The following is a 14,224-nucleotide window of genomic DNA, read 5'->3' on the forward strand; positions in this document are numbered from 1 at the left end:
ATTTAAACCATGAAAAAACAACTTTTCGCCATCATTTTTCTGCTAGGTGGTTTTACGGCTTCGGCACAAAAAATACCTTATACCAATTGCGAGAAATGCTGGCTGCCCGATTCATTAGGAAATCACCGGGTAGTATTATCATATACCGGTTCGCCGGCGGCAATAGCGGTTGCAGATATTCCCTGGAGAAGACGTGATGCCAACCCGCAGGATAAGCGTATTATTTTGGTTGATGCAAAAACAAACAAAAAAATAACCAATGTATACGTAAACGATATCACCCGGGAAAAAGGTAAAATAACATTTGAACCAACTTCGGGAACGGGTACTTATTATGTTTATTACATGCCCTACAAAAATGAAGGCCGATCTAACTATCCAAGGGGAGTTTATTTGAAGCCCGAAAAAACAGCGTCGAATGAGTGGATGCAAAAGGCCTCCACTTATGACGCTGTTACCGGGGCTACGGTTAAGGCTTTTCAATCCATAGATGCTTTCAATACCTTTTACCCGATGGAAGTTATTGCCACCAAAGCAGAGACTGATGCTTTGATCGGCAAAAATAACAAAGAGGCCTTCCTGGTTTTTCCGGAAGACAGGTTAAACGCCATCCGTATGACCAAAGATTTGCCACAACGATGGATAGAACTTGGGCCGCAAAACAAATATACGGGTGTAGCTGCCCGGGGCGAAAACTTTGCCTTTCAGTTGGGTGTTTACGCCTTGCAGAACATCGAAAATGTGAAGGTTACATTCAGTAACCTTACTTCGCCGGCAGGCAAAACCATCCCCGCATCGGCGTTGTTTTGTATTAATACAGGCGGCACCACTTATGACGCTAAACCGCTAACCAAAACCGTAAATGTATCACAGGGTGATATCCAGGCTTTATGGTGCGGTGTTGATGTGCCCGTTTCGGCTTTACCGTCGATTTATACAGGTAAAGCTACTATCGTGGCTGATGGGAAAGCTGCTAAAGTGATTACGATATCTATAAAAGTAAACAGCAAAATATTAAAAGATGGCGGCGTAAATGAGCCTTATAAAATGACCCGCCTGGGTTGGTTAAATTCAACCATGGCACAGGAGAATACAGTAATTGCACCGTATACGCCATTAGCAGTTGATGGCAATACCATTAGCCTGCTGGGCAGAAAGGTGGAAGTAAATAAAGATGGTTTCCCTAAACAGGTACAAACTTACTTTACGCCCGAAATGACGGAATACGCCGCCACGCCAAACAACCTGCTCACCGAAGGCATTCACTTTCATTTTATAAACGCCGACGGCAAAAAAATTAACCTGAAAAGCCAGGGCGTGCAATTCAGTAAAAAAGAAGCAGGTACAGTACAGTGGACAGCGGTAAACGCAAATGATAGCCTGCAAATGGATGTATCCGCATCGCTGGAGTTTGACGGCTTTATGGCCTATACAGTAAAGGTGAAGGCTTTGCAGGATGTAAGTTTAAAGGAGATAAATATGCATATCCCCCTTAAAATGGACTTTGCCAAATACATGATGGGCCTTGGCCAAAAAGGCGGAGATCGTCCTGAAAATTTTGAGTGGAAATGGGATGTGGCCCATAAAAATCAGGATGGCGCCTGGGTTGGAAACGTAAACGGTGGTTTGCAATATTCGCTGCGCGATGAAAAATATGTTCGTCCGCTTAATACCAATTTCTACCTGCAAAAACCATTGATCCTGCCATCATCATGGGGCAATGAAAATAAAGGCGGTATCAAAATTGCCTTTGATGGTAAAGCGGTGCTGGTAAATAACTACAGCGGCGAACGGAATTTGAAAAAAGGAGAGGAGCTGTACTACAACTTTACCTTACTTATTACCCCTTTCCATACCATTAATACCGATTTTCAGTGGGCCACCAGGTTTTATCATGCTTACAAACCTATTGATACCATTAAGGCAGCAGGTGCAAGCTTAATAAACATTCACCATGCTACGGCTATCAACCCAACCATCAACTACCCGTTTATCGCCTGGCATAAAATGAAGGCTTACGATGATTCGGCTCATACGGCTGGGTTAAAAGTGAAAATTTACAACACCATACGCGAACTATCCAACCATGCTTATGAAACCTTCGCGCTCCGTAGCCTTGGGCACGAAATTTATTCGCCCGGTAAAGGTGGCGGCTTCAGCTGGCTGCAGGAACACGTTGGCGATGATTACATTGCCGCCTGGTTTGTTCCCGAAATTAAAGACGCTGCCATTATTAACAGCGGCATGAACCGCTGGCATAACTATTATGTAGAAGGCATGAACTGGCTTACCCAAAACGTAGGCATCGATGGTATTTATTTAGACGATGTGGCCTTTGACCGTGTAACCATGAAACGTGTTAAACGCGTACTTACTAAAGACGGGCACCCCGGTATAATTGATCTTCACTCGGCCAATCAATACAATAAAAGTGATGGTTTTAATAACAGCGCCAATCTGTACATGGAGCATTTTCCATACCTGAACCGCCTGTGGTTTGGCGAATATTTTGATTACGAGAAGAACGACCCCGATTTTTTCCTGACCGAGGTAAGCGGTATCCCATTTGGTTTAATGGGCGAAATGTTACAAGGCGGTGGTAATAAATGGCGGGGCATGGTGTATGGGATGACTAACCGCATGCCCTGGAGCGATGGCGCCGATCCCAGGCCGATATGGAAAGCCTGGGATAACTTTGGTATGAAGGGCACCAAAATGATTGGTTACTGGGTTGATGATAACCCGGTAAAAACAGATAAAGCCAAAGTACTGGCAACTGTTTACAAAAAAGCGGGCGCAGCAATGGTATCTATAGCCAGTTGGGAACATGCCGATACTGATTTTAAATTGACTATCGACTGGAAAAAACTGGGCATCGACCCTGCTAAAGCCACAATCACCGCACCGGAAATCAAAAGTTTTCAGCCGGCTAAAACATTTGGTTTGAATGACAGGATTCCGGTTGAAAAAGGAAAAGGCTGGTTATTGATCATTAAATAAAGCTAAGCTGATGAAGAAACAATGGTTGATGGCCTTATGCTTTTGCATAGGCACAGGGAGGGCTTTTGCCCAGCAGGAGGCAAGTGTAAAGGAGTATAACAAAACAATTATCAGCTATCCTTTCTCTGATCCTAACCCAATCCCCAACTTTACCAACGTTTACCCGTATTTCCGTTACGACGGATTTACGGATAAACCGGTATCAAAAGAATGGAAGATAGTGGAGCTGGAAAACCAGTACATTAGGCTTACCATAATGCCGCAGATAGGGGGAAAGATATGGTCGGCTATCGAAAAATCGACTGGTAAGCCTATTGTTTATGAAAACCATGTGATCAAATTCAGGGATATTGCCATGCGTGGCCCCTGGACAAGCGGCGGTATCGAACCAAATTACGGCATCATCGGTCATACCCCAAATTCAGTAACCCCGGTTGATTACCTTACCCGTAAAAACGCCGACGGCAGTGTAAGCTGCATCATCAGTGTACTTGACCTGCTCACCTGCACCACCTGGACAATGGAGGTTAACCTGCCTAGAGATAAGGCATACTTTACCACCAAATCGTTCTGGTATAATTCAACGCCGATTGAGCAGCCATATTACCATTGGATGAACACCGGGATAAAAACAAAAGGCAACCTGCAATATATTTTTCCGGGCACCAATTACCTGGGCCACCAGGGAGAGTATAGCGACTGGCCGATAAATAAACAAAACGGGAGGGATATATCGTTTTACGAAAACAACAATTTTGGCGGCTACAAATCATACCACGTATTTGGCAAGTACACCGATTTTTTTGGAGCCTATTGGCACGATGACGATTTCGGCATGGCACGTTACGGCGGCCACGAAGATAAAGCCGGCAAAAAGATCTGGATCTGGGGACTATCAGACCAGGGTATGATTTGGGAAAAATTGCTGACTGATAACGACGGACAATATTCCGAAATTCAATCGGGCAGGTTGTTTAACCAAACATCGCCTAAAAGTACTTTTACACCATTTAAACACAAAAGCTTTGCACCCGGCGCATCAGATACCTGGACGGAGTATTGGTACCCGGTTATGAAAACCAAAGGCTTTGTAAAAGCTAACAACTACGGGGCTTTAAATGTGAAGGCGGCTGATGGCTGGCTCAAATTATACTTTAACCCGGTACAAAAAACAGATGATGTGCTCGAAGTAAAACAGGGCGGGCAGGTTATCTACAGTAAAAAATTAACCCTCAATCCGCTGCAAATCTTCGCTGATTCTATCAAGGCGGATGCCAAAGATGTAATAGTAACCATAGGCGGCAATAAGCTTATTTATGATGCCAGGCCCGATGCCAATAATTTAAGCCGTCCGCTTGATTTGCCAACCGGTTTCGACTGGAACAGCGCCTACGGCCTGTACACCCAGGGTAAAGAATTAATGGATCAAAAAATGTACCCTGAGGCAGAAATAAAGCTAACAGAAGCATTAAGCAAAGATCCATATTACCTGCCCGCACTTGTGCAAAGTGCTGTATTGATGTATCATAACATGCGTTATGCCGACGCCCTAACCTATGTTAAAACCGCTTTGAGCATCAACACCAACGATGGAGCGGCCAATTATTATTATGGCGTTATCAATACTCAATTCGGAAACTTGGTTGACGCCAAAGATGGCTTTGATATTGCGTCGCTATCGGTAGAATACAGAAACGCTGCTTATTCGGCTTTAGGCAGTTTGTATCTTAAAGAAAAGAATTACGAAAAGGCCCTGGAATTTGCTTCAAAAGCGCTGGATTTTAACAGGTACGATATAGGAGCATTACAGGTGCAGGCCATTGCTTACCGGCTGTTAAAGAGTGATAAAAAGGCCGCAGATGTATTAGCAACGATATTGACTTTTGAACCACTTAGCCATTTCGCCGCGTTTGAAAAGCATTTGCTAAATCCAACGGAAGCAAATAAAACCGCCTTCGGCTCCATGATCCGGAACGAGCAACCTATTGAAAGTTATTTAGAGCTTGCGGATAGTTATGATAAAAACGGCTGTGTTAACGAAAGTGAGCAGGTTTTGCAGTTATCGCCGGTTAACGCCTTGGTTGTATATAAGCTGGCCTATTTGGCGCACCAACAGGGAAAACGCTATACACAATTGCTAACCAAAGCCAATGCGTTAAGCGCAGCCTTTGTGTTTCCGTTCCGCAATAGCGATGAAGAGGTATTACAATGGGTGGTGCAGCAAAACAGCAGCTGGAAACCTAAGTATTTCCTGGCGCTATTGTATAAAGACCGTAACCGGATAGCGGAGAGCAAAAAACTATTTGCCCAATGCGATAACCAGCCAGATTTTGCGCCATTTTATGCTGCCCGGGCGGCCATGCAGCTGGGAGCGAGCGATATTGTCGATTTAAAAATGGCGATAAAACTGGACAAAGGCTGGCGTTATAATAAATTGCTTGGCGAGTATTATGTAAATCATAATCAATATGCCGATGCTTTGGCTACCGTGGAGCCTTTTTATAAAGCTCACCAGGATAATTACATCATCGGAATTTTATATGCTAAAACATTGTTACTTAATAAGCGCTATAACCAATGTGGTAAATTATTAGCCCGTATTAACATTCTGCCTTTTGAAGGTGCAACTATTGGCCGAGAATTATATCGCGAAACAGAGCTGATGCAGGCGGCCCAAAAAATAAAATTAAAAAATTATAACGGTGCAATAATTTTTATCAACGAGGCAAAAAAATGGCCTGCAAACCTTGGCGTAGGCAAACCATATGCCGAAAACGTGGATGAACGCCTGGAGGATTGGATGAACTATCAATGCTATCTTAAAAAAGGGGATATTGATGAAGCCAACAAATCCCTACAAAAGATCATCGCCTTTAAACCCAAAATTGAGAATACGGTAAGTAACTTTTTACCGGCGAACGATTTGGTTACGGCCTGGGCGATTGAAAAACTACAAGATAGGGGCGCTGCTGCCAACTGGCTGAATACCGAGATTAAACAATATCCCGATGATAAAGTATTGCAGTGGGTTAATGCCGTTTTTGAAAACAAAAGCTATCAGCAAACAACAATAAGCGATGCCGGGATACGGATACTTAAAGAGTTGATTTAAAATGTTTTTTTACCTGGTTTTTGGTTTAATAAATTAGTTTCTTTTTAATTAATTTATTAAACCATTTTTATTGTATTCTGTTTCTTAAGTAAATCTATACCTGCTTATGGAAACAAACGATACCTATCAACCTATTGTAAAACAAATAAAGCAATATTTTGAAACCCGCTATAAGCTGCTTAAATATCAAGCAATTGAACAGCGTACAAGCATTATATCGGCTATTATCACAGATGTGGCTATGGTTACCGTGTTCATGGTCGCATTTGTTTTCGTTACGCTAACAATTGCCTTTTTTCTTGGCGATTTCTTAGGCTCAAACTGGGCCGGTTTCGGCTGTGTAGCACTGCTTTACTTGTTTTTATCACTCCTTAGCCGCTTGTTTAAAATCACGATAGAGAATGTACTGATTCGCGTTTTGATTCAAAGGATATTTAAGCGTAAAAATAACCTCACAAACGACAATTAGCTTACATGCCGGGTATTTTGATGCCTGCATCTTTAATGCTTTGCAAAATTGTTTCCTGTATGGCCAGTTTGGTATCCTGGAAACCGTGTGCATTTACCCACAGGTTTACATTAATCCGGTAACCATCGGCCTCTATGGTGCCCACGCCAATCCGCCGCTCGGGCTTTGGTAAAATGCTTTCGGTTTTGTTGATAGCTTCATCTATAACAGATTTTACCTCTTTGATATCGATGTTGTTTGGCATTTTTAATTCCAGGTCTAACCGGCGCGTACCTTCACGACTGATATTGATGATCACCTCGTTTGACAGTTTGCTGTTAGGCACTATCACTGTCCGGTTATCATAAGTAGTTATTACGGTGTAAAAAATCTGGATCGATATTACCGTACCTTCCTGGCCCTGGGCAATAATGTTATCGCCAACCACAAAAGGTTTTAGCAGCAAGATGAGTACGCCGCTGGCAAAGTTTTGCAAGGTGCCCGATAATGCCAGCCCGGCAGCTACGCCAAAGGCACCAATAAGGGCTGCAAACAAGGTCATCTGGATGCCTATTATCTGCATTACACCCAATACCAGCAATATTCTTAACGCAACTGCAATCAGGCTTAGCAGGAAGGGTTTTACAGAGGGATCGACATTTTTTCTGTGCATCCCCGAGTGCGACCATTTTACAAACAGGTTAATGAGCCAAAGCCCCACCAATAATACCAACAAACCAACAATAAAGCCGGGGCCGTATTTAATTATCCAATCGTACACATGATCATATAGCTTCTCAATCTTCATAATTATAACCTATTGTTATAACTATTTAACCTCAGGAGCCCTAGTTTGTTTCAGTTTTGCCTATTTGCCTGTAAGCTTAAAGCTGGAACTCAGCTTTTCGTCGGCCGAGTTACTGCCCATAATTAGTTTATAATCACCTGGATATAGTTTCCATCCGTGCTTTTGGATGTCCCATTTCTGTAACTCTTTAACCGGTATTTTTATGGTTACCAATTGCTCTTTTCCTTTGCCAACACTTACCCGTTTAAAGCCTTTTAGTTCCTTAACCGGCATCCTGTCAATGGCCGGGTATTTAATGTAAGCCTGTACTACTTCGTCGGCATCCATATTACCTGTGTTTTTTACTTTAACAGTCACACTGATGGTATCCTTTGCAGCATATTGCTTAGCCGGAGCAGAAGCGGACTCATAGTTAAACGAAGTATAACTCAAGCCGAAACCAAATGGATATTGCACAGCACCACCAAAATAACGGTAGGTACGGCCTTTCATGCTATAGCTGGTATACTCGGGTAAATCCTTAACCGAATTATAAAAGGTAAGCGGCAGATGCCCCGACGGGCTTATCTTTCCAAAAATAATATCTGCCAATGCGTTACCGCCCTGCTCACCAGGATACCAGGCGTATATGATGGCATCGGCATACGGTGCTATAGCGGCCACGTCTACATCGCTGCCGGCAGTTATTACAGCTATGATAGGTTTCTTTACACCCTTGCGTAATTCTCTCATAAAGGCTATTTCGCTTGCGGGCAGGCTCAGCGTCTTTTTGTCGCCGCCAGATTCGGCCAGGAAAGCATCCCCGGCTTCGCCTTCCAATACAGGTGATAAACCTATTACAGCGATGGTTACATCGGCATTGCCGGCACCCCAGATACCGCCAAAATGGGTGGTGTCCCGGTAATCGCAGCCCAGGTCATATTCTACACGGGTGCCTTTGTCTACATTGCCGGTAATACCCTCTACAAAGTTTACTACTTTGCTGCTTACACCATGGTAACTGCCAACCATCGCATCTAAAGCGGCTGCATTGGGACCCAAAACCATAAAGCTGGTATATTGCCCTTGTTTAAATGGCAATACATTATTATCGTTTTTTAGCAATACCATGCTTTGTTGGGCAACCTTACGGGCAAGTGCAATATGAGCCTCGTTGTGAATACTATCAGCACCGTAGTTTTTAAAAGGCGCGGCGCCACCTTCGTCAAAAAAGCCCAATTTAAACTGGGTTTTCAGGATACGGGACAGGGCTACATCAACTTCTTTTTCTGTAAGTAGTTTTTGTTGTACAGCCTTCACCAGGTCACCCTGGAAAACCGACGAACAATCCAGGTCGATGCCTGCCTTTATACCCGCGGCGGCGGTCTCCACAGCCGTCGGGATGGTTTTATGCGTTAAAAAAACATCGTCAAGGGCACCACAATCTGTTACCACGTGCCCTTTAAAGCCCCATTCCGTCCTTAAAATATCGGTTACCAGGTTTTTATTAACGGAGTTTGGTACGCCGTTAATACTATTGTAAGCTGTCATCACAGATTCTACCCCTGAGTTTACCAGCGCATGGAACGCATACAGGTAGGTTTCGCGCATGTCCTTTTCATCAACAATAGCATCAAAGGAATCGCGGGTAGCTTCGGGGCCGCTATGCGCTGCAAAATGTTTGGCAGTAGCCGCTGCTTTCAGGTAACGGCTGTCTTTTCCCTGCATCCCGTGTACAAATGCCGATCCTATGTGCGCCGTTAAAAACGGGTCTTCGCCATAGGTTTCCTGCCCGCGTCCCCATCTTGGATCGCGAAAGATGTTGATGTTGGGTGTCCAAAAGGTAAGGCCCATATACTGCAAACGGCGCCCCRGTGCTGTAGATACGTTGTATTTTGCCCTCGCCTCAGTCGAGATTGCATCGGCAACAGAATCTACCAGTTTTTCATTAAACGTTGCCGCCATACCAATAGCCTGCGGAAATATGGTAGCATCACCTGCGCGTGCTACGCCGTGTAAACCTTCGTTCCACCAGTTGTAAGCGGGGATGTTTAAACGGGGTACAGCTTTGCTCCTGTAGCCCAATAAGGATACCTTCTCTTCTAACGTTAATTTAGATATCAAATCCTTTATCCTGGTATCAATCGATTGCGAAGCATCTTTATAAACAGGCGTGTTTTGCGCCATGGCAGATAACGACGATAGTATTAATGCGCAACCTGATAAACAGGCGGCGCTCTTTTTCATGATGATATGTGTAATATATTTCATTCGAAGGCAGATAGATGAGTTTTATTTAACAAGCGGCAATATACCAGCTTTTTTTATTTTGGTGATGACGGCGCTACCAACTTTCTTGCCTTGCGCGTTGCCATTTTCTATACTTTGCATATAGTGGATGCCGCCATAAAAACGCGACATGGACGCTTCGGCTGCTGCCTGGCGGAAGGACTTGAAATTGCGCTGGCCGCTGCCAAAAGGAATTTCGGTATTGTCGGTATAGGCAAAATTATCGCCCAGCAAATAGGTTAGCATTTCGGCCGATGCATTGGAGATAACAGCGTGTCCGCTGGTATACTCCGGGAAAGGCGGGGTTTGTAAAACGGGTTGCCATTTAACATCCATATACCGGTTAATAAAAGTTTCGGGGCGGATTCGGTTACTGGTGAATTTTTCTTCCCAACAGCTGATGAAGGCATCCATCAGCGTAACGCCCACTAAAGTTGTTACCTCGATAGAGTGGTCAAAATCAAGCCCGGCCTGGCGGGTTACCAAGCCAGTTACATGCATCCAATGCCCACCCGGACTGATCTTTTTATAACCAATAGCCATATGGCCTGATGTGGTGATGGCAAATGGGTTACAATCCCAAAACAGGGCAATGTTAATTTGCTCCGTCGAAAGGTGTTTTGATACATCGTAAACCGCCTTTACCTGTTTATAAAATGCCGACGTTGTATCTTTACTGAAAGGGACTAACGGAGCGGGCTTGTATTGATTGGCCGAATCTATCACCATTGTGCGGATGGTCTTCCAGTTGGGTTCCAGGGCTTCAAAGTATCCCGGCGGGGTGGGGTACCATTTACTTTCGTCTTTTATAGGGGTATATCTCTTTAGTGCACTCAACTGGCTGTAATGGTCTGTTTTTGAAAACGCGACAGCGGCCGCGGAGGCCAACTTTGCTACTTTAATGGAGTTTTGAATGATGGTTGAATCTGTATTTGTCTTTTTCAGCAGCTGCACAAAGGCATCCTGGTCATCAGTCATCATAAATCCGGATGGCAGCAGCAGTTTGGCAGTTTCCAGGATGCTGTAAAAAGCGGCAATTTTATAGTCGTATTTTAAGCGGATAGTATCCAGGGTACTGTTGGCCCTGTAATCTTTGATGAATTTTTGCAGTTCGGGAATGTTTTTATTGTTGGCAGCTACAATATTATAGGCACCCAGCATCACGTAAGCGTAATAACGTGCGGCAACAGGAGGGCCAACTACATCATGTACCATCACCATGGTTACTGCGTTTACTGCATGGTCTGGCTGCAAATAATCGGGGTAATTATTACTGGTATTTTGCGCGTAGCATTGCTGTGCAATCAACGCGCAAAATACCAGGAGCGATTTTTTTAAGTAATTCATTATTCTTTATAAAATTGAAGCGGCCCGTCGCTTACGCCTATCAGTAAATATAATGTATTGTTGATGCTGACCTCCACTGCCGATTTTACATCGCCCATAACCGAAAGTCCTGATGCTGGCTGATTCACATATGTAAAACCGCCTTTGCCATCACCTTTTAACAGGCAGCCATAATTTGCATCAATACTGCCAATCTTTAAACGGTTGTCTGAGTGGTTACCTAATAAAAGGATATCGGTATGTCCATCGTGGTCAAAATCGCCTGCCAGGATCTGGCTTGCAGGGGCAAACTGTGCCTCTGTTGGTAATGGCGCTGCCGTGAATTTGCCATTAATATTGAGGTACAACGTTGTCTGCATATTATTAATGCTCAATTTGCCGGCTTTGGCCATGTTATCGGCGCTAAAAACCTCATTAATAGTAGCATCCGCATACATTTTGTACGAGTTAAACTTGCGACGCATGGGATAAATCTGCTCATTTAACTCATCGCGGCTCACAAAGGGGTAGCTTATACCCTGGATATAAAAATTAAAAAACGGATCGATAGAGCCATTGCCGTCAACATCGGTAAAATACATTTCGGCAGGCTCTTTATCTGTGGCTTTAATTTGGGTGTTTAGGCCTAAGTTACCGGCAATCAGATCTGGTTTGCCGTCACCGTTTACATCGGCAAAGGCAATTTTATTCCAGAATCCTTTTTGCGGGGTATTAAAATAATCAGCGGTTTTATCGGTAAAGCCTTCTTTAGCGTTGATAAAAATGGTAACCGGCATAAATTCGCCGCATAAAACAAGGTCTTTGCGGCCATCGTTATTCAGGTCTATCCATTCCGCGTCTGTTACCATGCCAATTTTATTAAATGGTGCAACGGCGGTAGTAAACTTACCATTGCCATCGTTAACCAGCAAATAGCTTTGTGGTGCCATAGGATATTGGCCCGGTATTACCCGGCCACCTATAAACAGATCAAGATCGCCGTCGCCATCAAAATCACAGGCTTTTACTACCGATTTACTGTTGGTATTCAAAACCGGCAGGGCGGTAGGCGATAGCACAAACCGGCCATTACCTTCGTTTATATAAAGTTCGTCCTGTAAATCGGCAGTGTTGGGTTCATATAACGAATAGCCGCCTTTTGCAATGTACAAATCGACTTTACCATCGCCATTGGCGTCAAAAAAAGCAGCCGCCGCTGTTGTGCCGATATTATCTGTACCACCCCTAATTATATCTTTAGCCAAATACTTGCCGCCTGCCTGTTGAAGGTATATTTTGCCAGGACTGTCTTTTTCGCCGCTTACAAATAAATCTTCCAGGCCATCGCCATTTACATCGGCTTTGGTAATTACCGGCGCTGTTTTGGAGTACATGAACAGCATCAATAACTGGCGTTTAAAATCGTTCAGCGTAATTTCTTCAGGTTTAAAATCAATAACAGGCTCGGCGTGCTTAAATATGGCCTTCTTTACATCGGCAGTTTGCCCCGAAAGTTTTCCGCTTGGATCATATTTAATGGTGAGCAACTGATTGGTACTAACATCCTTTAATAACTGCGTGGAATTATCTGGCCAGGTAACCCGGATAGAATCAACTTTCTTCAGCTCTCCTAAGCCAAAATTCAGCGTGGTTGATACACTTGACAGGTATCCGCGGTTTGGGTTAACCTCCTGGTATTGGATATTTTTGCCGTTATACACGCTTACTTTTGCGCCTATGGCATTGGTGTTTTTACCTGTACCTTTTAATTTAATGGCAACGTAAGATGTATTATTTGTCTCGCGACTGTTGTTTTGGTAGATAGATGCCGGCTGGTTGATATTGTTTACCACCAGGTCAAGGTCGCCATCATTATCCAGGTCGGCGTATACAGCGCCGCTTGATATGTTTTGCTGGTTAATGCCCCATTCTACCTGTTTATTGGTGAAGGTAAGGTCATGATTGTTTTTGAAAATATAATCGGGCACGGCGGTTGAAGGCATGGCCATCACCAGGTCCATCAGGCGGAATGGTTCGGCAGCCATTGCTTTTTTTATCTTGTAATCGCCCCAGTAACGTAAAAAGTCTTTATTGGTGTAATCCCTCAGATATCCATTGGTGATAAAAATGTCTTTATATCCATCATTATCAAAATCGGCAATAAGAGGGCACCAGCTCCAGTCGGTGTTTGATACGCCGGCCAGTTGGGCTATTTCGCTAAATGTGCCATCGCCATTGTTTAGCTGCAGCATATTGCGCATATATTGTTTGTAAAGTCCCTGGTTTTGCATCAGCGCAAAAGACTCGTAGTTTTCTTCCAGTTGAAGTGATTTTTGCCTGTGGTTATCCTCGGGCAACATATCAAGGGTCATAATGTCGGGCAGGCCGTCATTGTTAAAATCGGCAATATCAACACCCATCGAAAAGTGCGACATGTGCCTTAGCATCTCTTTTGATTTTTCGGCAAAAGTTCCGTTGTGGTTATTAATGTAAATGTAATCCGGTTCGTTGTAATCGTTGGTTACATAAATATCCTGCCATCCATCCTTGTTAATATCGGCTATGGCCACACCCAACCCAAAGGTGAGCGGATTTTGTACTATCCCGGCCGCTTTTGATACATCGGTAAAGTGCCCGTTATCATTGCGGAATAGTTTGTTGCTGGCCAGATCATCAGTTTGATCTTTATAACGGGCCAGTTCCATGTTGTCAATCTTTTTAATGTTGTGGTTCAGCAGGAACATATCCAGGTCGCCATCATTATCATAGTCAAAAAACACGGCCTGGGTACTATATCCCGGGTCGGCTAAGCCGTATTCTTTCGCTTCTTCTTTAAATTTGTTATTGCCCTGGTTTATAAATAACTGGTTGCTCCTGGTTGCATTATCAGTTTTGCCCGAGTAGCATACATAAATATCCAGTAATCCGTCGCCATTAACATCGGCCATGGTAACACTGGTTTTCCAGGAATCCGGTCTTCCGCCCAAATCAGGGCTCGCGCTGTCGGTTATGTCCTTAAACTTCATGTGCCCCATGTTCAGGTAAAGCTTGTTCGGCTTCATATTCCCGGTAAACATCAGGTCGGCCAAACCATCATTGTTGATGTCGCCAACTGCTACGCCACCGCCATTATAAAAATACTCGTATGATAACACATTGAGCGATTCGGTCTCGTTGATATCATTGCTGAATTTGATATTGGTTTCCTTGCTATTCAATAACTTGAATAAAGGCTGCTGGGCATAGGAGGGAAGGGAAGTAA

Annotated in this window: 7 protein-coding genes; 3 read left to right on the top strand and 4 right to left on the bottom strand. The window is 43.9% G+C overall.

The features are described 5' to 3' along the window. Nucleotides 1-9 precede the first annotated feature (9 nt). From AC1DU2_RS27635 to AC1DU2_RS27645, 3 genes are all read left to right on the top strand, one after another. Nucleotides 10-3,000: a glycoside hydrolase domain-containing protein gene (locus AC1DU2_RS27635; RefSeq protein WP_477388516.1), complete on the top strand. Its 2,991-nt coding sequence runs from the start codon at nt 10-12 to the stop codon at nt 2,998-3,000. A gap of 10 nt (nt 3,001-3,010) precedes the next feature. Continuing rightward, nucleotides 3,011-6,112 (top strand): DUF5107 domain-containing protein, encoded by a 3,102-nt coding sequence (locus tag AC1DU2_RS27640; protein WP_477388518.1) that lies wholly within the window; start codon nt 3,011-3,013, stop codon nt 6,110-6,112. 106 nt (nt 6,113-6,218) lie between these two features. After that, nucleotides 6,219-6,581, top strand: coding sequence for a phage holin family protein (locus tag AC1DU2_RS27645; protein WP_477388520.1), 363 nt, complete (start codon nt 6,219-6,221; stop codon nt 6,579-6,581). A 1-nt stretch (nt 6,582) separates the two neighbouring features. On the opposite strand, the gene AC1DU2_RS27650 is transcribed toward AC1DU2_RS27645, so the two are convergent. The 4 genes from AC1DU2_RS27650 to AC1DU2_RS27665 all read right to left on the bottom strand — a co-directional run. Further along, nucleotides 6,583-7,368, bottom strand: coding sequence for a mechanosensitive ion channel family protein (locus tag AC1DU2_RS27650; RefSeq protein ID WP_477360901.1), 786 nt, complete (start codon nt 7,366-7,368; stop codon nt 6,583-6,585). Nucleotides 7,369-7,428: 60 nt separating this feature from the next. After that, nucleotides 7,429-9,594 carry a glycoside hydrolase family 3 N-terminal domain-containing protein gene (locus AC1DU2_RS27655; RefSeq protein WP_477388522.1) on the bottom strand — a complete coding sequence of 722 codons (2,166 nt, stop codon included), beginning with the start codon at nt 9,592-9,594 and terminating at the stop codon, nt 7,429-7,431. A 45-nt stretch (nt 9,595-9,639) separates the two neighbouring features. Further along, entirely contained in the window at nt 9,640-10,983 is a 1,344-nt protein-coding gene (locus AC1DU2_RS27660) for a vanadium-dependent haloperoxidase (protein ID WP_477388524.1), read from the bottom strand. Next, nucleotides 10,983-14,224, bottom strand: a 3,242-nt coding sequence (locus AC1DU2_RS27665) for a VCBS repeat-containing protein (protein ID WP_477388526.1), incomplete at its 5' end; no start/stop codon positions are given. The genes AC1DU2_RS27660 and AC1DU2_RS27665, both read right to left, overlap by 1 nt.

The organism is Mucilaginibacter sp. P4_C11, assembly GCF_056402115.1.